The following is a 23,433-nucleotide window of genomic DNA, read 5'->3' on the forward strand; positions in this document are numbered from 1 at the left end:
TGCGGCTCAGCGGTGGTTCTGGATGACGATGTCGCCGAAGCCGTCGACCGCGGCGTGCTGGCCGGGACCGACGACGACGGTGGTGTCGGGCAGCTCGACGATGGCAAGGCCGTCGATGGTCAGGCCCTCGTGGAGCTGGTCGGCGCGGTAGACCGCGGCATCGACCCATTGGCCCCCGCTGAACACCTGCCGGGTGCCCGGCTCCCCCGCGGTGGTGGCGTCGGCGGGCCGGCCGGTCTCGAACTCGGCGCGGGGCACCGGGCTCGTCGCCACGACCCGGAACGTGGTGATCTCCACGCCGCCGCCGGGGAAGGCCGAGCCCTTGCCGAAACGCCCCTCGTACTGCTCGACGAACCGATCGACCATGGTGTTGACGTCCTCAGCGGTGATCGTCTCGCTGTCGAACCCGACGGTCAGGACGTGGATCTGCGCGCGGAACCGGATCTCGACGGACTTGGCGAACCTGATCGACGCGTCGTCCGCACCCGCCGCGACGAGATCGGCTCGGGCGCGGTCCTGCAGCTCGCCGAACGTGGCGTTGAGCTCCTCGGGGACGAGTGCGGTGCTGTAGTCCGCGGTGCCGGGAGGCGTCTGCATGGGCTTGGACAGCTCTTCGACCATGGTCAGGTCGGAGCAGCCGATGCCGAACGCCGAGTGGACCGAGGCGGTGATCGGCACGACGATCTGCGGGCAGCCGAGCTCTGCGCCGTAGGAGAACGCGTGCAGCGGGCCTGCCCCGCCGTAGGCGAAGACCGCGAAGTCGGTCGGGTCGTAGCCCTGCTCGACGGTGACCTGGCGGACCAGGTCGGCCATGCGGGCGTCGACGATGGTCTTGATGCCCTCGGCCGCCTGCTCGACGCTCAGGCCGGCCGGGCGGGCGACGTGCTCGTCGATGGCCCGGCGGGCTCGGTCGACGTCGAGGGCGAGCCGCCCGCCGAGGAAGTTGTCCGGGTTGAGGTAGCCCAGCACGAGATCGGCGTCGGCGACGGTGGGGCGTTCGCCGCCCGCGCCGTAGCAGGCCGGGCCGGGGCGGGCGCCCGCGCTCTCCGGCCCCACCCGCAGCACGCCGTTGCGCGCCGAGGCGATCGAACCGGCTCCGGCACCGATGGCGCGCACCGCGACCGACGGCAGAGCGAGCTGGTCGCGTCCGATGAGCGTGGTGTTGGACATGACCGGGCGTTCGTCGAGGACCAGCCCGACGTCGAAGCTGGTGCCGCCCATGTCGGTCGTGACGATGTTGCGGTGGCCCTTGCGGCTGCCGAGGAACTGGGAGGCGACCACGCCTCCGACCGGACCGGACATCACGGTCGCCGCCGCGCGCTTCTCCACCTCGGCGAAGGTGGCCAGGCCGCCGTTGGACTGCATGAGCAGCGGACCGCTGCGCAGCCCGGCCTCGCTCAGGGTCGACTCGAAGCTGTCGAGCGAGGTCTTGAGCAGGGGACGCAGGCTGGCGTTGACCGCGGTGGTCAGCGTGCGCTCGTACTCGCCGATGCGCGGCAGGAACTCGCTCGAGAGCGTGATGCTCGCACCGGGCACCTCCTCGGCGACGATCTCGGCGACCCGCCGCTCGTGCACGTCGTTGGCGAACGACCACAGCAGCGAGACCGCGAAGACCTCGGCCCCCGCCGCGCGCAGGTCGGCCACGGCCCGGCGGACGTCGTCCTCGTCGAGCGGGCAGACCACGCGCCCGGCGTAGTCGACCCGCTCCGTGATCTCCGCGGTCAGCGACGGCGGCACGGCGGGGGACTGCTTGACCAGCGTGCGGAACCGCTTGGTCTCCTCCTCGGTCAGCCCGATTCCCTTGAAACCGCGGCTGATCGTCAGCGTGTCGCCGAACCCGCGGGTCTGGATCAGGCCCACCTTCTTGTGGCGGCCTTCGAGCATCGCGTTGGTGGCGATCGTCGTGCCGTGCGAGAAGACCTCGACGCCGGCGAGCAACTCGGCCAGGTCGACGTCGCGGTCGGCGGCCGCGTCGACCAGGGTGTTGAGCACTCCTTCCGCCGGATTGTCCGGCACCGTCGAGGCCTTGTAGCGCCCCACCCGGCCGACGTCATCGATCACGACGGTGTCGGTGAAGGTGCCACCGACGTCGGAGGCGACGTAATACGCGCACATCCGGACCTGTCACTCCCCTTGCGTTTCGGTTGCGGAACCGGCCGGAACTACCCGAACAGGCAACTCCCCCAGTGATGAGCGGCGCGCAGTCCTCATGCCTCGGCATGTGACCGTCCACTTCGAACCACTCCGGGCCGACGGGCCCGATTCACCCAGAGATCAACTTCGATCCGGCTTGATCGTGTCACAACCGTCCGGAGGCGGCCCAGTGTGCTCCTTCTCATAGCGCGCCGGCATTACTCCGCGAACTTCGGTAAAAGGGACGAGCTGTGGTCAATGGCCGCGCTGACAATCGCACTGGGCCGCATCCGAGCAGATGTGGTGGTTCCCGTGAGTGGTGATCGACAAGTGCGTCATCGACCGCTCGGCGTCGGCGAGGTGCCGGTGCCGGCGGCCTCGCGGAATGGTCACGACGTCACCGGCGCGTAGCGGGTGGACGCCGCGGTCGTCCTCGACGGCACCCGCGCCGCTGAGCAGCACCAGCGTCTGGTCGGATTCGTGGGTGTGCCACACCGTCCCGGCGCCGGCGTCGAACGTCGTGGCCATGACCGTGAGCTCACCGGCGGCCGTCGCCTGGCGCGCGGTCCGCGCCCGGACTCCGCCGTAGAACATGGGCTGGTCGCCGCAATTGACCTCGGGCACGTCGCAGAGCCCGGGAAAGCGCGCGGTGAACTCGGCAGTGCGAGCGTCTGCCGACGCCGGTTCGATGTCGGGCATTGAAAATCCTCCGCAGCATTTCTCACGGCCTGTCTTTGCTCTTTCAAGCGGCGAAGCCGCTTGGCCCGCCCTCGCAACCGGAACAGGCACGCAAGGTGAGATCGCAGACAGGCGTTCAGACCGCGACGGCACGAATGCCGCCGGTAGCCAGTGCGGACACGTCGACCGGTCCGCGTTCCCGGAGGCGGACCTCGGCGAGCCCGAGATCGGCCAGGACCGCCGCGGCCGCCGCGGCGTGCACGTCGGGGTGGGCTGCTTCGGCGTCATGGCCTCCCGAGAGGATCTGCGCCCCGGTCGCACCCGGACGCAGGTAGACCACGACTCCGCCGGTCCTGGCCACCGCGGCCAGCGATGCCTCCAGCTCCCGGCGGCAGTCGCACGCCAGGCTGCCGAAGACGTCGCCGACAACGCATTCGACGTGTACGGCGACCAACGGCCGCCCGGACGAGGAGGGACCGAGCAGCGCGACGTGGTCGGCACCGGTGACCTCGTCCCGGAACCCGACGGCCTCGAACCCCCCGCGGGAGATCGGCAGTGCGGCCCGGGCACCTCGGCTGACCCGCCCGCGCAAGCCGTCACCGAAGAACAGCCGGTGCCGGACCAGGTCTGCGACATCCAGCAACGGCAGCCCGTGCTGCTGGCCGAGCGCGGCCACCTCGGCCCGCCCTGCCGTGGCACCGGCCCGGGGCTCGTCCGGCCCGGTGACCAGCTCGGCGATCACCCCGACCGGGGGCAGCCCGGCCAGCCGGCACAGGTCGACGGCGGCCTCGGTGTGCCCGGGCCGCTCGACGACGCCTCCGGGGCGGGCGCGCAGGGGCAGCACGTGCCCCGGACGGCGCAGGTCGCGGGCCACCGACCGGCAATCGGCCAGCACCCGGGCGGTGCGGGCGCGGTCGGCGGCGCTGATCCCGGTGCCGACGCCTTCCGCCGCGTCGACCGAGACGGTGTAGGCGGTGCCGTGCGGGTCGGCGTTGCGCCACACCATCAGCGGCAGGTCCAGCGCGTCGGCGCGGTCGGCCTCCAGCGGGGCGCAGAGCAGGCCGGAGGTGTGCCGGACCGTCCAGGCCACCCACGCGGGATCGGCCAGCGCCGCCGGGAGAACGACGTCGCCCTCGTCCTCCCGGCCCGCGTCGTCCACCACCAGCACGGGCCGGCCGGCTTGCAGTGCCGCCAGTGCGTCTCCGATCCCGTCCCCGATCCCGTCCGCGGGACCGGAGCGGGAGACCGGCGGGTCGAGCTGGGCGGTCACGACGCCCGTTCCAGTCCGGACAGCGTGTGGAACGTGCTCGCGTGGAACACCAGCGGCCCCAGGTGCGGGTGCGTGCACTGGCGCTGCACCCGGAACAGCACGAGTTCGTGGTCACCGGCCGGGACCGTGCGTTCGACCGAGCAGTCCAGCCACGCCGTCGCGCCGTGCAGCAGCAGGGCGCCCTCGTCGGTGGTGTGCCAGTCGAGCCCGGCGAACCGGTCGCCGGTCTTGGAAGCGAGCTGGCGGCAGGTGCGGTCCTGGGCGTCGCCGAGGACCGACAGCCCCAGCCGCGGGCGGTCGCGCAGCAACGGCCAGGTGGTCGACGTGTTCTGCACGCACAGCCCGACCAGGGGCGGCTCCAGCGACACACCGACGAACGCGCTGGCGGCGATGCCGACCGGCTCGCCGGTCGCGCCCAGCGCGCACACCGCCGTGACGCCGCTGGGGAACCGGCCGAACGCCTCGCGCAGCCCGGCGGTGTCCACTGTGCCGTCCCCGGCGGTGGTGGGGTTCAGCGTTGTCATGATGCCTCCTTTCTGAGCCTGTCCTCGATCTTCGAAGCGGCGCGGCCGCTCGGCCCGCCCTCGCCAAAGGGCACCTGAGGTTCCGCCACCGGAACCTCCGCGCAAGACGAGTTCGAAGACAGGCGCTCAGGACCGCAGGACGAACGGGTCGCCTGCGGGCTCGTCACTGGTGTTGACCCAGACGCTCTTGAGCCGGGTGTACTCGCGGACCACCTCGGTGCCGTGCTCGACGCCGAGCCCGGAGGTCTTGAAACCCGACCGCGGCGACATCGGCGACATCGCGCGGTACATGTTCACCCAGACCGTGCCCGCCTCGAGCGCGGCCGCGGCGCGGTGCGCGCGGGCGAGGTCCTTGGTCCACACACCGGCGGCCAGGCCGTAGTTGGTGTCGTTGGCGATCCGCAGGGCCTCGGCGTCGTCGTCGAACGGGATGACCGCCACGACCGGGCCGAAGATCTCCTCCCGGCACATCCGGGCCTCGTTGGTCAGGCCGGTGAACACGGTCGGCTCGTGGAACCAGCCGCCGAGCCCGACCTCCGGGCGGCCGCCGCCGTAGGCGAGGGTGCCGCCGTCCGCGCGGCCGGCCGACACGTACTCCTCGACCTTGGCGAGCTGGGCCGGCATGGCCAGCGGCCCGAGCTCGGTGTCCGCGTCGAGCGGATCGCCGATCCGGATCGTGCTCGCCCGGGCCACGACCCGCTCGACCAGTTCGTCGTAGACCGAGCGGTGCGCCAGCACCCGGCTGCCCGCGATGCAGGTCTGCCCGGCGGCCGCGAAGATCCCGGCGATGACGCCGTTGGCGGCACTGGCGATGTCGGCGTCGGCGAAGACCAGCTGCGGCGACTTGCCGCCCAGTTCCAGCCCCGCCCGGACGAGCCGCCGGCCTGCGCGCTCGGCGATGCGTGCTCCGGTCGCGCTGCTGCCCGTGAACGACAGCTTGGCCACCTCGGGGTGGTCGACCAGCGGAGCTCCCGCCTCGCCGCCGAACCCGGTCACGACGTTGACCACGCCCGGCGGGAACCCGGCCTCCTCGAACAGCGGCGCCAGAGCCAGCATCGACGCGCTGGTGTACTCGGAGGGCTTCACGACCGCCGTGTTGCCGCAGGCGAGCAGCGGGGCCAGCTTGGCAACCGAGAGGGTCAGCGGCGAGTTCCACGGCGTGATCGCCCCGACCACACCGACCGGCTCGCGCAACGTGTAGTTGAGGACGTCGACGCTGCTGGCCGGGATCGTCTCGCCGTGGATCTTGTCGGCCAGCCCTGCGTAGTAGAAGAAGTACTCCGGCAGCCCGGCGAGCTGCGCGGTCATCTCCCGCAGCAGCTTGCCGTTGTCGGTGGACTCGGTGCGGGCCAGCTCCTCGGCGTGCTCGCCGATCAGTTCGCCGACGCGACGCAGCAGCGCGCCTCGCCGGGTCTGCGACAGCCGCCGCCAGGACGAGGACTCGAACGCGCGTCGCGCCGCGGCGACCGCGCGCTCGACGTCGGCCGCGGTGCCACGGGCCGCCTCGTACCACGGGCGACCCGTGGTCGGGTTGTCACTGGTGAAGTAGCCTCCGTCCGCCGGCGGCACGGACCGGCCGTCGATGTGGTGCTCCCACCGGGAAAGCCGGCCGGTGTCCACAGTGGTGGATGGGCTCGCGGAAGCTGTGCTTGCCGGGGTCGGGGTGCTCATGTGACCAACGCTCCTGGAGGTTCGAGTGGGCGTCCTTCGGCCTGGGCGAGGGCCGCGGCGGCCACCACGTCCGGTCGCTCCAGCGGGAGCAGGTGGCGGGCGCCGGGGACCACTGCCCACCGCCCGCGCGGGACGCGTTCGGCGACCGCGGCCGCCATCTGCGGGGTGGAACCGGGGTCGTCCTGGCCGGTGACGGCGAGAACCGGCGGGACCATCCGGGGCAACTGCGGCCAGAGCTCGGCATCGGCCTGCGCGAACACGGCGTAGCAAGCCAGGTACGACGCCGGCCGGTTGGCCCGCAGCACGGTGCGGACCTGGTCGACGAGTCCCGGCTCGGCGTCCCGCCGGCGCGGCGAGAACCACCGGTCCACCGCCACGTCGAACGTGCTCGCCAGGTCGCGGTGGGCGGCCTCCAGCCGGCCTGCCACCGCTCGCCGCTCGGCCTCCGACCGGTTGGCCACGCCGCTGACCAGCGTCAGCGACGCGACCCGATCCGGATGGTCGAGAGCCACCCGCGTCGCGACCAGCGCGCCGAGCGAGAACCCGACCAGGTGCACGGGAGCTCGCGCACCGGCCGCGAGCCGGGCCACCGGCCCGGCCAGGCCGGCCAGCGCCGTGCCCGGCTCCGCGTCCGGCGCCGCCCCGTGTCCGAGCAGGTCGGGTGCGTGGACCCGGTGGCCTGCCGCCGAGATCTCCAGGGCGACGCGGTGCCACATGGTGTGGTCCAGGCCCACCCCGTGCAGCAGGACCACGTCCGCCGGGACCGTCATTGCTCGCTCGCCAGCGGGGCCAGCCGCGCCTGCGGGCGGCCCTGGGCGGCGGCCGCGAGCCCGATGACGATCTCGTCGGCACGCGGCGCGTCCGGCACCCGGGCCTCGACGGTCTGGTGGTGCGACCGGATCGTGGCATCGGTGACGTGCTTGAGGGGGATGTCGAACACGGTGCCCGCCGCGGCCCGCTTCTCCACCGCGGGCAGCAGCGTGGTGGCCGAGGCCGCGTCGCGGAAGAAGTTGCCGAACTTCAGCGTGTGGATGAGCCCGGAGCCGTGCTCGATCTCGCCGTCGAGACCGACGATCGCGGCCTTGCCGTAGGCCTCGACCGGCGCGCCCAGGGCGCTGACCACCCGGTCGCTGAGCAGCTTGCCCAGCTGCGGGGCGACCTCGTCGATCGTCGACCCGAGATCCTGGACGAAACCCCGTCCCGCCCACGGGTTCTCGATGACCGCGAGCACGACCGCCACGCGCGCGGCCGGCTCGACGGGACGGCCTCCCTCGCTGTGGATCTCGTCGATGACGGTGTGGACGCTGCGAATGCTGGCACTCACGAAACGGGCTCCTTCTCGGCGTGGTCGAGGGGACGGTTCAGGATGTTGTCGGCCAGCGCGGCGTCGGTGCGCCGGTCGCCGATGCGCGCGTTCGGCCGGGGACCGTCGGAAGCCGCCGCGATCACGGCGATCTCACCGGGACGCGGAGCGTCGGGCACCCGGACCGGCACGGTCTGGTAGTGGGAACGGGTCGAGGCGTGGTTCTTGTGCCAGATCGGCACCGACAACGTCGTTCCCGCCGGGACGCGCTGGTCGGAGAAGACGATGATCGACTCGCCATCGGTGCGGTGGCGCAGCACGTCCCCGAAGTACGGGGTGTGGATCAGCGCACCCGCGTGTTCGATCTCGCCGTCCAGGCCCACCAGGGCGGCCTTGCCGAAAGCCTCGACCCGCTCGGCCCCGCCGAGCACGTCGAGCAGCCGGTCCGACAGCGCGTGGGCGATTTCCGGGGCCAGCACGGATACTTCGGCGGACAGGTCGTCCTGGACCCCGCGGCCGGCCCACGGGTTGGCGACGACCGCGACGACGGCGGCGCGCCGCACCGGCACCCGCACCGGCTCACCGACCTCGCGCATGGTCTCCTCGACGACCGTGACGATCCGGCGGATGCCCGGATTCACGACGAGGTCCCGGAGAACTGCGGCATGACCTTCTCGGCGAACAGCTCGAAGCTGCGCATCGCCTTGTCGTGCTCCAGCCCCGGGTGGGTGGTCCACAGCAGCAGGTCCTGCAGGTTCAGCTCCTGCTGCAGCTCGTGCACCTTCTCCGCCACGTGATCCGGCGTGCCGACCAGGAGGTTGCGTTCGGCGAGGAAGTCGTAGTCGAGCTCGCGGCCGGTGATGTCCTCGCCGACCTCGCGGAGGTTGTTCAGCCCGCGCCAGTGGCAGATCCAGCGGTAGGAGGTCAGCAGCGCCTCCTCGAAGTCGGCCCGGGCCTGCTCCATGGTCTCGGCGACGTAGACGTCGCGGACCAGCGACAGCCCGGTTCCCAGCGCCTGCTCGACGCCGGTGGCCTCCGACAGGGTGTCGCGGTAGAGCTCGAAGCGGCCCTTGAGCTCGGAGATCGGCGGCATCCAGAAGATGCCCTTCATCCCGGCGCGGGCGGCGCTCTGGATCGAACGCGGGGTGTCGATCACCTGCGACAGCGGCGGGTGCGGCCGCTGGAACGAGCGCGGGACGACCTGCAGCGCGGAGATCTTGCCGTCCTCACCGACGAAATCCGGCGACGACGGTGACAGCGGGTGGTTCCACTCGATGTCCGGGGCGGGGTACTGGTGGAACCGGCCCTGGTGGGTGAAGAACTCACCGCTCCACGCCTTGCGCAGGATCTCGACGGTCTCCTCGAAAAGGGCCCGGTTCTGCTCCTGGTCGCGGGGGTCGGCCGCCGGGTTGAGGTTCATCGCCTCGCGCCCGTAGAGCCCCCGGCCGACACCGACCTCCACCCGGCCTCCGGAGAGCTGGTCGAGCAGCGCGATGTCCTCGGCCAGGCGCATCGGGTTCCAGAACGTCACGATGTTGGCGGCCTGGCCGATCCGGATCCGCGAGGTGCGGGCGGCGATGTCGGTGCCCATCAGGACCGGGTTGGGCACCAGCTCGTAGCCCTCGTGGCCGAAGTGGTGCTCGGTGTACCAGATCGAGTGGTAGCCGGCGGTGTCGGCGTAGGTCGCGACCTCGCGGATCTCGTCGAGCACCCCGGCGACGTCGTCGAGGCGGCCCGGTGCGCCGACGTTGTGGAAGACCGAGAAACGCATTCCTAAAGTTCCTTCCGCAGGGGACGGCCACCGGTGAGCGGGTCGTCGGTGGCCATGGTGGCCCGCTCGCTGGAGCGGACGTGGTCGCGCATGGCGAACTCGGCGCCGAAACCGTCCTTCTCGCGGATCAGTTCCAGCACGTAGCGGTGCTCGGCCAGCGAGGCGCCGAGCCGTCCCGGCCGGGTCAGCGACGCCGACACCAGCCGGTGGTAGGCGAGCTGGTTCATCAGCGTTCGGTAGTGGGACTCCAGCTGTGAGCTGTCCGCCCCGCGCACGAGCAGCTCGTGGAACTCGTGCACCAGTGCGGCGTAGCCCTCGGCGTCGTCGCGGGCCACGGCGCTGCCGGAACGCTCGATGTTCTCGTCGAGCTCGTCCAGGATCGGGACCGCGCCGCGGCAGGCCAGCAGCCGCGCGGCCATGCCCTCGAGCATCTCCTTGAGCTCGAACAGCTCCACGACCTCGCGCCGGCTCGGAGACCGGACGAACGTGCCGACCCGCGGCCGGACCTCGACCAGTCCCTCGATCTGAAGCTGCTTGAGCGCCTCCCGGACCGGAGTCCGCGACACGTCGTACTCGGAGGCCAGGGCCAGCTCCGAGAGCGGCTCACCGGGCAGGTGGCGCCCCTCGATGATGCCGCGCCGCACCCCGGCCAGTACGCGCTCCTGGGCGCCTCGTCGGCCGACCTTCACCGCGTCTTCTTGCATGCAACAGAAGCTAAGCGGCGGTCTCTTCGGTCGTCAAGAGAAGTCTCGCCGAAGGGCCACATGACCGATAAAGCACTGATCAGATGCACTGGTCTCGACCGGGACACCGCCATGGCGGTGTCAAACTTCGGTATTGACCGCCGACTTCTTGCATGCCACGGTTTCCTGCATCACACGCGCCGCCCGCTCCGGGCGGTTCGCACGGCACCGTTCTTCCAGCCAGCTCACGGAGACGACGATGTCCCATTCCCCCGCCGTGCCGCCGGGTCGCCGGCGTCCCGGCCCCGTTCTGTACATCTCGCTGGCCCTGACCCTCGCGATCGTGGTCTGGGGCGCTGCCGCCGGGGACTCGCTGTCGAGGGTCGGCTCGGCCGCCCTCGACGGCATCACGCGCGGGTTCGGCTGGGCCTACCTGCTGGTGTCGCTCGGGTTCCTGGTCTTCCTCGTCGTCCTGGCATGCAGCCGCTACGGCAGGTTGCGCCTGGGCGGCGACGACGAGCGCCCTGCGTTCCGGCGGCTCAGCTGGTACGCGATGATCCTCTCCGCCGTGATGGGCATCGGCCTGATCTCCTACGGGGTGGCCGAACCGATCTCGCACCTCGCCGAGCCCCCGCACGGCATGGCCGCGCCGATGACACCGGGCGCCGCGATCACCGCCATGCAGTTCTCGTTCTTCGACTGGGGCTTGCACGCATGGGGCATCTTCGCCGTGTTCGGGCTGGCGATGGCCTGGTCGATGTTCCGGCGCGGGCGGCCCGGCCTGGTCAGCGCGCTGTTCCGGCCGCTGCTCGGCCGCCGCGCGGACGGCCCCGTCGGCGGAGCCATCGACGTGTTCGCGATCCTGGCGACGCTGTTCGGGACCACGACCTCGCTGGGGCTCGGCGCGCTGCAGATCAACGGCGGCTTCACGGCCCTGTTCGCAATCCCCGACTCCCGGCCCGTGCAGTTCGCGATCATCGGGATCATCACCCTGCTGTTCACCGCGTCCGCGCTGACCGGTGTCTCCCGGGGGATCCGCTACCTGTCCGAGACCAGCATGGGCCTCGGCGGGCTGCTCTTCGTGTTCGTCCTCGTCGTCGGCCCCACCGTCTACCTGGCGGACCTCTACGTGCAGTCGGTCGGCCGCTACCTCAGCGAGCTGATCTCCACCAGCCTGATCACCCCGGCCAGCGGCGATCTCGGCTTCATGCAGTCCTGGACCTACTTCATGCTCGCGTGGTGGCTGTCGTGGGGCGCGTTCGTGGGAGTGTTCCTCGCCCGGATCTCCCGCGGGCGCACGGTGCGCGAGTTCGTCGTGGGCGTGCTGCTCGTGCCGAGCCTGGTCTTCTCGGTCTGGTTCACCGCTTTCGGCGGCACCGCGATCCACAGCGACCTGGCCGGTACCACCCGGGTCGCGGCGGCAGCGGCCGCCGATGCCAACTCGGCGTTCTTCGCAACGCTGCAGTCGCTGCCGATGCCCGCGGTCAGCTCGGTGGCCACGATCGTGCTCGTCGTGCTGTTCTTCGTCTCGGGGGCCGACGCCAACACGTTCGTGCTCGGGATGCTGACCAGCCGCGGCGCCGAGCACCCGCGGTCGTGGATTCTGGCGCTGTGGGGCGTGGTGACCGGTGCCGCGGCGATCGCCCTGCTGGCCGCCGGTGGTCTGGACGCGCTGCAGCAGATGGTGATCGTCAGCTCCGCACCGTTCCTGCTGATCATCGTCGGAGTCGCGGTGTCGCTCGCCAAGGACCTGGCCGCGGAGCCGGTACCGAGCACACCGGCGGCGGACGGCGGCGCGCTCGGAACGGCAAGCCTGGCTGCCGAGCCGCCTGAACCTGCCCCCACCGCAGCCCTGCCGACCGCGACCCCGACGACACCGAGGCCGTGACTGCTCCCAGTGCCGCTGATCGCGGTCACTTCCCGGACGCGCCGCCTTCGGCTCGGGCGGCGCGTCCGGCGCGTTGCGCGTCGAGGGCGGCTACCGCGACGTGCAGCTGCGCGCGGAAGTCGCCTGCTTCCAGGTCGCCGTGCAGGACCTCTTCGACGAGCCGCAACCGCTGGTAGAGGGCCTGGCGGGAGAGGTGGCCCCGCCGGGCGGCGATGGACTTGTTGCCCGCGGCGGCCAGGTAGTGGCGCACCGTGGCCAGCAGGTCCGTGCCGTGGCACTGGTCGTAGGCGAGCAGCGGCGCGAGCTGGCGCTCGGCGTAGGACTGCACCCGGGGGTCCTCGCGCAACGCGTAGAGCAGTTCCGGGAGACCGATGTCGGTGACCGTGTGCACCCCCGGCGCCCCGCCCCGCGGGACGGCGTCGGCGACCTGTTCGGCCTCGGCCGCGGACCGGGCCACTTCGGACAGCTCGCCCACCTCGGCTCCGACGTTGACGGGGGCGCCCGCCAGCTCGCTGATCTCCTCGGCCAGCGGGCGCCAGCCGCCCGGCTCGCGGAACGACAGGAGCACACCGACGCCGCGCTCCCCGAGATCGCCCACGAGAGCGCTGCCTTCCAGCCGTGCCCGCAGCTTGTCGAGCAGCAATGCCCGTTCGTCGGTGCGCACCACGACGACGGCGAGCCTGCGCCCCTGGACCGGCACGCCCAGCGCGGTGATCCTGGTCCGGGCGTCGCGCCAGGAAAGCTGCCGCTGCTCGAGCACGTCGAGCAGCGCGTCCCGGTGCGCCTGCTCCTCCCACCGGGTCTCGCGGGTGAGCCGCGCCAGCGTGAGGGCGACGGCCGCGCGCTCGAGGATCACCACGTGCTCGGAGTGGAAGTGCTGCTCGGCGGGGCTGGCCGGGAGCATGGCCAGCCTCCCCCACCGCTGCCCCCGGAACTCCACCGAGGTGACCAGCCAGCCCTCCTGCCCGCAGACGCCGGTGCGCTCGGCGGGCGAGGGCGTGGCGCGGGAGCGCTCCTCCCACCGGTTGAGCACGTCGTCCAGGACCCGCTCGACCGACGCGAAGATCAGCGCCTGGTGCGCCAGGTTCTCCAGCACGACCGCGCGGCCGGTCATGGTCGCCGCCGCCCGGATGATCTCGTCGGGCCCGGCGCCGCGCAGCGAGAGCGCGGTGAACGTGTCGTGAATGCGCTGCGCGGTCCGCAGCGTGCGGAGCTGGCCGCCCAGGATCATCGCGTGCACTTCCTGCGTCACGTCGACGAACTTGACCCCGCAGTGCAGCACCACCAGCGGAACGCCGCGCGACCGGCAGCCCGCGACCAGCTCGCGCGGCGCCTCCCGGTAGCAGCGGCCGAGCTCGAGCACCACGGCGGCGGCACCGACGTCGCAGAGCTCGGCCGCGTAGTCGTCCAGCCGGGCGGGGAAGCCGATGCCGGTGGTCAGCACCAGCTCACCGCCACGCAGGGCCGAGGCGGGGCTGGCCCATTCCGTGACGTGCACCCAGCGCACCGGCCGGTCCAGCCGGTCCTGGCCGGCGAGGACCTTGGGCAGCCCGCGAGCCAGCACCGGCAGGGACAACACCTCACCCAGCGTCACAGTCCCGCCGTCGCTGTTCACCACCACACCCTGCGCCTTGCGGGCGCCGAATTCAACGGCGGTCACGGCGCGCGGGACGGTCGGCGCTGACGATGGTCTTCACGACACCGCCCGCTCCTCGACGGCAGCGGTGCCGGTGTTGCTCGCGGCCGCGAGCCCCAGGCCCTTGGTCTCCGGGGCGAGGGCCACCGAGACGGCCAGGCCGACCAGCGTGATGCCCGCGCCGATCAGCAGCGTCCCGGTGTTGCCGACACCGGCGATCAGCAGTGGTAGGAAGAACGTGCCGCCCGCGGAGCCGAAGCGGCTCATCGCGGAGGCGAAGCCCACCCCGGTGGCCCGCAGGTCGGTGGGGAACAGCTCGCTGGGATACAGGAACTGCAGCGCGCTGCCCGCGGCCTCGGCGAAGTGGAACAGCACGAACAGCAGGATGATCGGCAGCGCGAGGTGCAGCGGCAGCAGCGCCAGGCACAGCAGCGACGCGAAGATCGCGACGAAGGTGCCGATCAGCAGGGGCCGCCGGCCGAGCCGGTTGACCAGGACCAGACCCGCCGTCACGCCCAGGATCGGGATCAGCATCATCACCGCCGAGCTCGCCGTCGCGTTGCCGACACCCATAGACTCGAGGATCTGCGGCTGGAACGTGCGGATCGCGTAGCCCGTCGCCACCTGGCACATGAAGAACATCGAGCAGAACACGACCTGCTTGGTGTAGCCGCGGCGGAACACCTCGCCGATGTTGCCCAGCCCGGACCCCTTGCGCCGCGGTGCCCTGCTCTCCGCGACCAGGTCGTCCACCCGCACGTCCGGACCGACGTACTTGCGCACGATCGCCGTCGCCTCATCCATCCGGCCCCGGCTGGCCAGCCACCGCGGCGACTCCGGCACCCCGGCACGCATCAGCAGGAACACGAACGCCGGAACCGCCCCGGACAACAGCATCCAGCGCCACCCGTCGGGGCCGAGGTTCGACAGGGCCAAGCCGACCCAGTAGCTCACGCCGTAACCGATCCACCACGACAGCACCAGACCCGACAGCGCGGGCCCGCGGAGCTTGCGCGGCACCAGCTCGGCGGTGATGGCCGAGGCGATCGGGTAGTCCGCGCCCACCGCGATCCCGATGACCAGGCGCAGCACGAACAACTGCCACGCCTCGGTGACGAAGAACTGCGGAACCGACGCGGCCACGAACACCGCGAGGTTGAGCACGTACATCAACCGGCGCCCGATCCGGTCCGTGATCGCCCCGAAGACCAGCGCGCCGACGAACACGCCGATCAGCGCCGAGCTGGCCAGCAGCCCGGACCACACCGGCCCGAGCCCCAGTTGCGGCGTGATCTGGCTCAGCGCGACGGCGATGATGCCGAGCAGGTAGCCGTCGCAGAAGGGCCCACCCATCGCGACGGTGACCAGGCGGCGGTGGAAGCGGGTGACGGGAACGTCGTCCAGGGTGGTGGTCATTGGCGGTGCCTCTCGGTGACGAAGGCGGACTGCGTTCACTGTGCGCCAGAGCACCCCGACTGGACGCAGACAGATTGTCACCTCGTCGCCGACTTCGTTGACACCACGCCTCGACTCCCTCGCGCCCTGTTCTCTCCCTGCCACCGATGCGTTACACGTGGTAGTCGCGCCTCCGAGACGCCCATGGCCGCGGCAAGGCATGACCTGTCCGCCTCACGGGACAGGACTGGACGTTTTGTCAACCGGCCAGGGCGCACGCGGGGCGTAGCGTCTGCCCCAGCCGCTCCGAGGTCCGTTCCGCCTCGTGAGCACCACCTCGCCGAAGGAGCCAGCGCCTCTTCCGCCGGCGGCCCCACGCCGCACCACCGCAAAGGAAAGCGACCATGAGCCCTCGCCCCGTCGTCACCTTCGACTGCTACCGCACCCTGGTCGACTTCGACCTCAACCGCGAGACGCTGCCCATCGTCCGCGACCGCCTCGACGAGGTCGGCGTCGACCACGAGGTGTTCCTCGACAACCTGCGCGTCATGCGCTTCCAGGGCGTCGTCCAGCCCTACCGGCGCTACCGCGACATCCTCCGGGACTCCCTCGAGAACTGCATGCTGCTGCACGGCATCGAATACCGCGACGAGGACTACGACCGCCTGATCGCCGCCGCCGAGAAGTTCCCCGCCTTCCCGGAAGTGCCCGACGCACTGCGCACGCTCAAGCAGCACTACGACATCGCGATCCTGACCAACAGCGACGACGACCTGATCCCCCACCACCTCGACGCCATCGGGGTGCCCTTCGACCACGTCGTCACCGCCGAACAAGCCCGCGCCTACAAACCACGGCGCCAAGCCTTCGAAAAGCTGTTCTCGGTGCTCCCCCAAACCCGCGACCAGATCACCCACGTCGCCCAGGGCTGGGACTACGACATCATGCCCACCAAGGCCCTCGGCATCCACCGCCGCGTCTGGGTCAACCGCTACGGCCTCAAGGGCAGCGACCACTACCAGCCCTACGACGAGATCCGCGACCTGTCCGAGCTGCCCCCGCTGCTGGGGCTGTGAGCCCGGCATGAGTTCTGCGACTGACACGGATCTGGTCAACGGCAACGTGTCCTTCTGGTTCGACGCCCTGGGCGGCCGTCCGGCGCCCCGACCCGCGCTGCCGGGAGACGTCAGCGCCGACATCTGCATCGTCGGCGGCGGCCTGACCGGGCTGTGGACCGCCTACTACCTGAAGAAGTCCGACCCCGCACTCGACATCGCCATCGTGGAGCGCGAGTTCACCGGATACGGCGCCTCCGGCCGCAACGGCGGCTGGGCATCGGGACTGATCGCCGGATCACGCGAGCGCTTCGCCAAGCTCCACGGCCCGGACGCGCTCAGATCACAGCAGCGGCTGATGAACGAGGCGGTCGACGAGTTCGTCGCCGTGGCCGAGACCGAGGGCATCCAGGCCGACACCGTCAAAGGCGGCACCATCCGCATCGCCTCCTCCCCACCCCAAGCGCAACGGCTGCGGGCCGGAGTGGAGGAAGACCACCACTGGGGCGTGCCCGACTCCCGCATCCTCGAACGCGACGAACTGCGGGAACGCATCAACATTCCCGACGCCACCCTCGCCGCCTACACACCGCACTGCGCCCGCATCCAACCCGCACGCTTCGTGCGCGGACTGGCCGACGTCGTCGAAGCACTCGGCGTGCGGATCCACGAATCGACCGCAGTGACACACATCGAGCCCCACCTCGCCCACACCGACCGAGGCGTCGTCCGGGCACCGGTGATCCTGCGAGCAACCGAGGGCTACACCGCCTCCCTGGCCGGCCAGCGGCGAACCCTGCTGCCGATGAACAGCTCCATGATCGTCACCGAGCCACTGCCACGGCAGGTCTGGGACGAGATCGGCTGGAACCGCGGCGAAACCCTCGGCGACAAGTGCTACTCCCACATGTACGGCCAACGCACCGCCGACGGCCGGATCGCCATCGGCGGCAGGGGCATCCCCTACCGCTTCGGGTCGGCCACCGACCGCGACGGAGCCACCCAGCAGGCGACCATCCGCTCCCTCACCGAAATCCTGCACCGCAGATTCCCCGCCACCCGCGATCACCGCGTCACACACGCCTGGTGCGGCGTACTCGGGGTCCCCCGCGACTGGTGCTCCAGCGCCACCTACGACCCCCGCACCGGACTGGGACACGCCGGCGGCTACGTAGGCCAGGGCGTCACCACCACCAACCTCGCCGGACGCACCCTGCGAGACCTCGTGCTCGGCCACGACACCGAACTCACCCGCCTGCCCTGGGTAGGACACACCACCCGCCGATGGGAGTTCGAACCCCTGCGCTGGCTCGGCGTCCGATCCATGTACCTCGCCTACGGCTGGGCCGACCACCACGAGCACACACGCGGACGCGAGTCACGACTGGCGAAACTCGCCGACCTCATCACCCGCCGCCCTTGAGGGGTCCCTATCCCCGGAGGAAGTCCACAAGGGTTGCGGTGAGGTCGGCGGGATTGTCTTCCTGCACGAGATGCCCTGCGCGCGGGACGGGATGGAACGTCGCTTCAGGGATGCGGGCGGCGAGCTCCCGTCCGCGCGCTTCGGGCATCCAGGTGTCGTCCTGCCCCCAGCAGATCTTGACCGGTATCCCGATTCGCTCGTACCGGCCCTGGATCTCGTCGATGAACGAGGGATCTTCCGTGCGCTGCCCGAGCTGGCGGTAGAAGGCGGCCTGACCGGGCTCGTCCGTCCAAGGGGCGGCCAGAGCATCGAGCGTTGCCGGATGCAGCCCGCGGCTGCTCGCGGTGTTCACGTACTCCCGCACCAACGCCTGGTGCACCCGCAGCGGCAGGGCGGCGAAGATTTCCGCGTGCCCGCCCACCACTTCGAAGAAGGCGCTGCCCCACGGCCCAAGCGCGACGGCGTCGACCAGCGCGAGCCTGCGGTACCGGGCGTCGTGCAGCAGGTGCGCGCCCAGCGCGATCGCCCCGCCGGAATCGTGCGCGACCACCAGCGGTTCGGTCAGGCCCCAGTGGCCGAGAAGTTCGGCGAAGACCCTCGTGATCGCGTCGAGCGAGAGGTCCTGCGCCTCCGACTTCTCCGAGACTCCGTAGCCGGGCATGTCCCAGACGTAGACGCGGTACCGGTGCGCGAACGCCGGAGCGATGTCTCGCCAGATGTAGGAGGAGAACGGCGTGCCGTGGAGCAGAACGAGCGGTTCGCCGTCAGGAGCCCCCAGCTTCTCCCAGCGCACCTGGCCGAGATCCGATGAGTAGGCGGCGGTCAGCTGCCAATCGTCCATGTGCTTCCTCCCGACGCGCAGGCGGGAACGGCCCGGACCCACCACGGTAGACACCTCGCCCGGCTTCGCACGCCATGACAGGGGGAACACAGGTTCGACCGCCGCCGCTCATCCACAGTGGACCCGCTGCACCTGGCCGGGCGACGGTCACGAACCGTCGCCGCTGTGCCAGAGCCACCGGTACGCCGGTAACGTCGTGCAATGATCTCCGCACCACCCCGACCACTCCTGCCCGGGACGCTCTGGCCGCGCACTGAGGTCGCCGTGAACGACTGGTTGCTCGGCGACCTCGCCGGTCTCGCGTCCCCATGGGCCTACGTCGTCGTCGGAGTGCTGGCGGCGGGCGAGGCCGTCTTCGCCGGGCTGCTGCTGCCCGGCGAGCTCGCACTGCTGCTCGGCGGCTTCCTCGCCTTCACCGGCCACGTGTCGCTGCCGCTGATGGTGCTCGTGGCGACCGCCGCGGCGCTCGTGGGGCCGCTGCTGGGCTACGAGGTGGGCCGCTGGATCGGCCCGGCGCTGCGCCGCGGCTGGGTCGGGCGCCGCATCGGCGCCGCGAGGTGGGAGAAGGTCGAAACCACCCTGGCCCGCTACGGCGGCCGGGCGCTGCTGTTCGGCAGGTTCGTCTCGGTGCTGCGGTCGCTGCTGCCGTTCGTCGCGGGCGCCAGCCGGATGCCGTACCGGACCTTCCTGCTCTACACCGCCGTCGGCGGGCTCGTCTGGGGACCGGGGTTCGTCCTGCTCGGGTACGCGGCCGGGCACTCTTACCAGGCCGTGGCCCACCTCGCCGGTTCCGCCGGGCTGGTGCTGCTGGTCCTGCTGGCAATGGTCGTCGCGGTCGTCGCGGCAGCCCGATGGGCCGGTACCCACCGCGACCGGATTCGGACGGTCACCGCCTCCGCGCTGGACCTGCCGTGGGTGCGCGCGGTGCGGTGGCGCTTCCGCCACCAGCTCGCCTTCCTGGCGCGGCGGCTGCACCCCGGTGGCGCGCTCGGGCTGTACCTGACGCTCGGGCTGCTGGTCATCGTCGGCTGCGGCTGGGCCTTCGGCAAGATCACCGAGGACGTGCTCGGGCACGAGGAGCTGGCAGCCGACGACAGCCCGCTGTCCCACTGGCTCGTCGCGCACCGCACCGGCTGGCTGACCGCAGCCATGCAGGTGGCCACCGCGCTGGGCAGCGCGTGGATCGCGGTACCCGCGACCGCGCTGGCCACCGCGCTGCTGACCGCGCGCGGCGACCGGCGCCGGGCGGTGACCACCGCACTGGGAACGGTGGCCGGCGCCGCCGTGCTGGTCAACGCGATCAAGCTGCTGATCGGCCGCGACCGGCCCGACTTCGCGCTGATGCTGGTCGAGACCGGCAGCTACTCGTTCCCCTCCGGACACGCCGCCCAGTCCGCGGCGGCCTGCGCCACCATCGCCTACTTCGCGGCCGCCCGCTGGCCCCAGTGGGGGCACCAGGTCACCGCTTGGGCCGCGGCGGTCCTGCTCGCGCTGCTGGTGGGCTTCTCCCGGATCTACCTCGGCGCGCACTGGTTCACCGACGTCCTCGGCGGCTACGCGCTGGGCCTGGCCTGGACCACGACCGTCATCACCACCACCGGCGCCCTGCACCGCCTGCGCCGCGAGAAGGCCGTCACCGACGCCTAGAATCGGCTCGCGACGCTGAGGAGGCCCGTGGTGGAGCACGCGCGGCGGTTCCGGTGGCGCGACCGCGTCCCGGGCGCGGCCGCCGGGGTCGTGTTCGCGATCGCGCTGCTGTGCTCGTTCGCGGCCGTCGGTCTGGTGCTGCACGGCCACGTCCAGCCGGTGCGCCGGTTCGTCGACGACGTCGTCTTCCCCGCCCCGCCCAACCTCGCCTACGGGGCCTTCCTGGCGGTGCTCGCGGCGGCGCTGAAGCGGCGCAAGTGGGTCGCGCACCGGATTCTCGCGGCCATCGTGCTGCTCCAGCTGCTCGTGGACCTGGCGGTGCTGGTGGCCGCGGGCAGCGAGGGTTCGCTGTGGATCGACGAGATGGGCACGCTGCGGCAGGTGCCGGTCAGCCCGTGGCCGTTCGAGGTGAACGTCGCGGTGAGCCTCGCGGCGCTGACCCTGCTGGTGTGGGCGCGGGGCGAGTTCTACGGGCGCACCAGCAGCGGCAGCGTCCGCCGCGCCGCGGCCACCTTCTGCGGGCTCGTCGCGGCGTTCGTGGCGCTGGGCTTCGGCCTGGTGACGGTGTTCCCCGGTTCGCTGGACGACACGTGGGAGCGGCTGACCTGGACGGTGGAGCGGGTGCTGGGCGGCGCGGTGGTCTTCGACGTCACCCGCGTCGGCCACGCCCCGGGCTGGGTCAACCTGCTGCTCGGGCTGTTCGGCAGCGCCGCGCTGTTCGCGACGTTGTTCGTGCTCTTCGCCGCGCAACGGGTGGCCGCGGCGCTGACGCCCGAGCAGGAACAGCGGATCCGGCGGCTGCTGGACGCCGGCGACGGCGACTCGCTCGGCTACTTCGCGACCCGCCGCGACCGGCCGGCGCTGTTCTCGGCCAGCGGCAAGGCGGCCATCAGCTACCGGCCGGTCGCCGGGGTGTGCCTGGCCGGCGGCGACCCGGTCGGCGACCCCGAGGCGTGGACCCCGGCGATCCAGGACTGGCTGGCGATGTGCCGGGAGTACACCTGGATGCCCGCGGCGATGGGGCTCAGCGAGCCTGCCGCCGCCGCGTTCTCCCGGGCCGGGCTGAAGGTGCTGCAACTGGGCGACGAGGCGGTTCTGCACACCGCCGAGTTCGGCCTGTCTGGCCGGGACATGCGGCCGGTGCGCCAGGCGGTCAACCGGGTCCACCGCGCCGGTTACCGAACGCGCGTCAGGCGGCACCGGGACGTTCCCGAGGCCCAGATGCGGGAAATCGTCGAACTGGTCGACCGGTGGCGCACCAGCGGCACCGAGCGCGGCTTCTCGATGGCGCTGGGCCGGCTCGGCGACCCGCGCGACGGCGACTGCGTGCTCGTGGAGGCGGTCGGACCGGATGGCCGGCGACACGCTCTGCTGTCGCTGGTCCCGTGGGGCCGCGACGGGCTGTCGCTGGACCTGATGCGGCGCGACCCGGACGCCGACAACGGGCTGGTCGAGCTGATGGTCGCGGCCCTGATGCGCACGGCGCCGGTGCTGGGCGTGACGCGGGTGTCGCTGAACTTCGCGGTGTTCCGCTCGGCGTTCGAGGAAGGCGCGCGGCTGGGCGCCGGCCCGGTGCTGCGGGCCTGGCGGGGACTGCTGCTGTTGCTGTCGCGCTGGTGGCAGCTGGAGTCGCTCTACCGGTCGAACGTCAAGTACCAGCCGCACTGGTACCCCCGCTACATCGCCTTCGCCGAGCACCGCGAGCTCGCCCGCGTGGGCCTGGCCTCGGCCATCGCCGAGGGCTTCGTGCCCGCCTTCGGCCACCGCCGGGCGGTGACCGTGTCCGGCGCGCGGCCCGGTGCCCCGGCGACGGTGCCGCCCGCACCGCAGCCTGCCGCCGAACCGGAGCAGCAGCAGGTGCGGCTGCGCAAGCTCGCCGAGCTGCGCGAGGCGGGCGTCGACCCGTACCCGCCCGAGGTGCCCCGCACGCAACCGTGCCGCGCGGTGGCCGAGCAGCACTGCGGTCTGCAGCCGGGAACGCGGACCGGCGAAACCACGTCGGTGGCCGGGCGGGTGATGCGCCTGCGCGACCACGGCGGCCTGTGCTTCGCGACCGTGCGCGACTGGTCCGGCGACCTCCAGGTGCTGCTCACCGCCGACGGCAGCGGCCACGACCTGCTGGGGGCCTGGCGCGGCGAGGTCGACATCGGCGACCAGGTGTCGGTGACCGGAGAGGTCGTGACCTCCGACCACGGCGAGCTGACGGTTCTGGCCAAGAGCTGGATCCTGGCGGGCAAGTGCCTGCACCCGCTGCCCGACAAGCACCGCGGTCTGTCCGATCCGGACTCGCGCGTCCGCGCCCGCCACCTCGACCTGATCACGCGGCCGGACGCGCGCTCCGTGCTGCGGGCGCGCAGCGCGGCCACCCACGCGCTGCGGGACGTGCTCGTGCGGTCCGACTTCGTCGAGGTCGAGACACCGGTGCTGCAACCGGTCCGCGGCGGGGCGAACGCCCGGCCGTTCAGCACCCACATCAACGCATACGACCTGCGGCTGTACCTGCGGATCGCCCCGGAGCTCTACCTCAAGCGGCTCTGCGTCGGCGGCGTCGAGCGGCTGTTCGAGATCGGCCGGTCGTTCCGCAACGAGGGCGTGTCGCACAAGCACAACCCCGAGTTCACGATGCTGGAGGCATACCAGGCGTTCGGCGACTACTCCACGATGCGCGAGCTGTGCCGGGAGCTGGTGGTCGCCGCCGCGGTCGCCGCGACCGGTTCGACCGTCGTGACCGGTCGCGACCGGCTCGGCCGCGACGTCGAGACCGACCTCGCCGGTGACTGGCCGGTGGTCGGCGTGCACGAGGCGGTGTCGGCCGCGACCGGCGAGGAGGTCACCGCGGACACGCCCGTTGAACTGCTCCGGCACCTCTGCGACGACAACGGCGTCGCGCACCTGCGGGACTGGGGCCGCGGGGCGGTGCTGCTGGAGCTCTACGAGCGGCTCGTGGAGACTGAGACCACTGGGCCGACGTTCTACCGCGACTTCCCGGCAGAGGTCTCGCCGCTGGCCCGCCCGTACCGCCACGACGGCAGGCTGGCCGAACGCTGGGACCTGGTCGCCTTCGGCACCGAGCTCGGCACCGGCTACTCGGAGCTGACCGACCCGGTGGAGCAGCGGCGGCGGCTGGCCGCCCAGGCCCGGCTCGCCGCCGAGGGCGACGCCGAGGCCATGGACGTCGACGAGGACTTCCTCACCGCGCTGGAGTACGCCATGCCGCCCACCGGCGGCCTCGGACTCGGGGTCGACCGCCTCGTCATGCTGCTCACCGGGCGCTCCATCCGCGACACCCTGGCGTTCCCGCTGGTCAAGCCACAACGCGCGACCTGAACGGCACTTCCCCGCGCGGTGCAGGGCGGTGGCTCGGCCGTGCGGCGAAGCTGAACGGCTCACGCCGACCGGGTGAACCACGGCCCAGAGGCACGCCGGGCTCAGCGACACCCGCCTCATCGTGCACGGCGGCAACACCGTCGTGCACGAGGCGCGGCAAAGGGACCGAAGTGCGGCGGAACCAGCCT

18 protein-coding genes are annotated in these 23,433 nt (G+C 71.8%); 5 read left to right on the forward strand and 13 right to left on the reverse strand.

The window, feature by feature from the left end; genetic code table 11:
- Positions 1-6: 6 nt before the first annotated feature.
- From HUO13_RS25855 to HUO13_RS25900, 10 genes are all read right to left on the reverse strand, one after another.
- The gene (locus tag HUO13_RS25855; protein WP_211897636.1) at positions 7-2,115 is read right to left on the reverse strand and encodes a hydantoinase/oxoprolinase family protein; all 2,109 of its coding nucleotides are present in this window, start codon (positions 2,113-2,115) and stop codon (positions 7-9) included.
- 273 nt (positions 2,116-2,388) lie between these two features.
- Entirely contained in the window at positions 2,389-2,832 is a 444-nt protein-coding gene (locus tag HUO13_RS25860) for a cupin domain-containing protein (protein WP_211897637.1), read from the reverse strand.
- A gap of 115 nt (positions 2,833-2,947) precedes the next feature.
- Positions 2,948-4,081, reverse strand: a complete 1,134-nt coding sequence (ribB, locus tag HUO13_RS25865; protein WP_211897638.1) for a 3,4-dihydroxy-2-butanone-4-phosphate synthase — start codon at positions 4,079-4,081, stop codon at positions 2,948-2,950.
- Entirely contained in the window at positions 4,078-4,605 is a 528-nt protein-coding gene (locus HUO13_RS25870) for a flavin reductase family protein (RefSeq protein WP_211897639.1), read from the reverse strand. The genes ribB and HUO13_RS25870 overlap by 4 nt, the downstream gene beginning before the upstream one ends.
- Positions 4,606-4,731: 126 nt before the next feature.
- A complete protein-coding gene (locus HUO13_RS25875) occupies positions 4,732-6,276 on the reverse strand; it encodes an aldehyde dehydrogenase (RefSeq protein WP_249124052.1) in 1,545 nt (514 codons plus the stop codon).
- Entirely contained in the window at positions 6,273-7,046 is a 774-nt protein-coding gene (locus HUO13_RS25880; protein ID WP_211897640.1) for an alpha/beta fold hydrolase, read from the reverse strand. The genes HUO13_RS25875 and HUO13_RS25880 overlap by 4 nt, the downstream gene beginning before the upstream one ends.
- Entirely contained in the window at positions 7,043-7,600 is a 558-nt protein-coding gene (locus tag HUO13_RS25885; RefSeq protein WP_211897641.1) for an amino acid synthesis family protein, read from the reverse strand. Before HUO13_RS25885 ends, HUO13_RS25880 begins: the two co-directional genes overlap by 4 nt.
- Positions 7,597-8,220 carry an amino acid synthesis family protein gene (locus HUO13_RS25890; RefSeq protein WP_211897642.1) on the reverse strand — a complete coding sequence of 208 codons (624 nt, stop codon included), beginning with the start codon at positions 8,218-8,220 and terminating at the stop codon, positions 7,597-7,599. The genes HUO13_RS25885 and HUO13_RS25890 overlap by 4 nt, the downstream gene beginning before the upstream one ends.
- On the reverse strand, positions 8,217-9,350 hold the full coding sequence (locus HUO13_RS25895; protein ID WP_211897643.1) for an LLM class flavin-dependent oxidoreductase: 1,134 nt from the start codon (positions 9,348-9,350) through the stop codon (positions 8,217-8,219). Before HUO13_RS25895 ends, HUO13_RS25890 begins: the two co-directional genes overlap by 4 nt.
- Positions 9,351-9,352: 2 nt before the next feature.
- On the reverse strand, positions 9,353-10,054 hold the full coding sequence (locus HUO13_RS25900; RefSeq protein ID WP_211897644.1) for a GntR family transcriptional regulator: 702 nt from the start codon (positions 10,052-10,054) through the stop codon (positions 9,353-9,355).
- A 238-nt stretch (positions 10,055-10,292) separates the two neighbouring features.
- Here HUO13_RS25900 and HUO13_RS25905 point away from each other — a divergent pair, with 238 nt between their 5' ends.
- The gene (locus HUO13_RS25905; RefSeq protein ID WP_211897645.1) at positions 10,293-11,921 is read left to right on the forward strand and encodes a BCCT family transporter; all 1,629 of its coding nucleotides are present in this window, start codon (positions 10,293-10,295) and stop codon (positions 11,919-11,921) included.
- 25 nt (positions 11,922-11,946) lie between these two features.
- On the opposite strand, the gene HUO13_RS25910 is transcribed toward HUO13_RS25905, so the two are convergent.
- Positions 11,947-13,581 carry a PucR family transcriptional regulator gene (locus HUO13_RS25910; RefSeq protein WP_211897646.1) on the reverse strand — a complete coding sequence of 545 codons (1,635 nt, stop codon included), beginning with the start codon at positions 13,579-13,581 and terminating at the stop codon, positions 11,947-11,949.
- Positions 13,582-13,614: 33 nt separating this feature from the next.
- Complete coding sequence (locus HUO13_RS25915) at positions 13,615-14,973, reverse strand: MFS transporter (protein ID WP_211897647.1); 1,359 nt, start codon at positions 14,971-14,973, stop codon at positions 13,615-13,617.
- 383 nt (positions 14,974-15,356) lie between these two features.
- On the opposite strand from HUO13_RS25915, the gene HUO13_RS25920 reads away from it, so the two are divergent.
- Positions 15,357-16,028, forward strand: a complete 672-nt coding sequence (locus HUO13_RS25920) for a haloacid dehalogenase type II (RefSeq protein WP_211897648.1) — start codon at positions 15,357-15,359, stop codon at positions 16,026-16,028.
- Positions 16,029-16,035: 7 nt separating this feature from the next.
- Complete coding sequence (locus HUO13_RS25925) at positions 16,036-17,430, forward strand: NAD(P)/FAD-dependent oxidoreductase (protein ID WP_211897649.1); 1,395 nt, start codon at positions 16,036-16,038, stop codon at positions 17,428-17,430.
- A 7-nt stretch (positions 17,431-17,437) separates the two neighbouring features.
- Here the strand turns inward: HUO13_RS25925 and HUO13_RS25930 are convergent, their stop codons facing one another.
- Positions 17,438-18,271 (reverse strand): alpha/beta fold hydrolase, encoded by an 834-nt coding sequence (locus HUO13_RS25930; protein ID WP_211897650.1) that lies wholly within the window; start codon positions 18,269-18,271, stop codon positions 17,438-17,440.
- A gap of 264 nt (positions 18,272-18,535) precedes the next feature.
- On the opposite strand from HUO13_RS25930, the gene HUO13_RS25935 reads away from it, so the two are divergent.
- Both HUO13_RS25935 and lysX read left to right on the forward strand, forming a co-directional pair.
- Positions 18,536-19,918, forward strand: a complete 1,383-nt coding sequence (locus tag HUO13_RS25935) for a bifunctional DedA family/phosphatase PAP2 family protein (RefSeq protein WP_211897651.1) — start codon at positions 18,536-18,538, stop codon at positions 19,916-19,918.
- A 27-nt stretch (positions 19,919-19,945) separates the two neighbouring features.
- Complete coding sequence (lysX, locus tag HUO13_RS25940) at positions 19,946-23,245, forward strand: bifunctional lysylphosphatidylglycerol synthetase/lysine--tRNA ligase LysX (protein ID WP_249124053.1); 3,300 nt, start codon at positions 19,946-19,948, stop codon at positions 23,243-23,245.
- Positions 23,246-23,433: the final 188 nt, after the last annotated feature.

The organism is Saccharopolyspora erythraea (genome assembly GCF_018141105.1).
In the GTDB taxonomy this organism is placed as follows: Bacteria; Actinomycetota; Actinomycetes; order Mycobacteriales; family Pseudonocardiaceae; genus Saccharopolyspora_D; species Saccharopolyspora_D erythraea_A.

Excerpts from the sequence above, each read along its gene's own strand:
- HUO13_RS25855 (WP_211897636.1), bottom strand. The coding sequence starts at position 2,115 with ATGTGCGCGTATTACGTCGCCTCCGACGTCGGTGGCACCTTCACCGAC.
- HUO13_RS25860 (WP_211897637.1), bottom strand. The coding sequence starts at position 2,832 with ATGCCCGACATCGAACCGGCGTCGGCAGACGCTCGCACTGCCGAGTTC.
- HUO13_RS25870 (WP_211897639.1), bottom strand. The coding sequence starts at position 4,605 with ATGACAACGCTGAACCCCACCACCGCCGGGGACGGCACAGTGGACACC.
- HUO13_RS25875 (WP_249124052.1), bottom strand. The coding sequence starts at position 6,276 with ATGAGCACCCCGACCCCGGCAAGCACAGCTTCCGCGAGCCCATCCACC.
- HUO13_RS25880 (WP_211897640.1), bottom strand. The coding sequence starts at position 7,046 with ATGACGGTCCCGGCGGACGTGGTCCTGCTGCACGGGGTGGGCCTGGAC.
- HUO13_RS25895 (WP_211897643.1), bottom strand. The coding sequence starts at position 9,350 with ATGCGTTTCTCGGTCTTCCACAACGTCGGCGCACCGGGCCGCCTCGAC.
- HUO13_RS25900 (WP_211897644.1), bottom strand. The coding sequence starts at position 10,054 with ATGCAAGAAGACGCGGTGAAGGTCGGCCGACGAGGCGCCCAGGAGCGC.
- HUO13_RS25905 (WP_211897645.1), top strand. The coding sequence starts at position 10,293 with ATGTCCCATTCCCCCGCCGTGCCGCCGGGTCGCCGGCGTCCCGGCCCC.
- HUO13_RS25915 (WP_211897647.1), bottom strand. The coding sequence starts at position 14,973 with ATGACCACCACCCTGGACGACGTTCCCGTCACCCGCTTCCACCGCCGC.
- HUO13_RS25920 (WP_211897648.1), top strand. The coding sequence starts at position 15,357 with ATGAGCCCTCGCCCCGTCGTCACCTTCGACTGCTACCGCACCCTGGTC.
- HUO13_RS25925 (WP_211897649.1), top strand. The coding sequence starts at position 16,036 with ATGAGTTCTGCGACTGACACGGATCTGGTCAACGGCAACGTGTCCTTC.
- HUO13_RS25930 (WP_211897650.1), bottom strand. The coding sequence starts at position 18,271 with ATGGACGATTGGCAGCTGACCGCCGCCTACTCATCGGATCTCGGCCAG.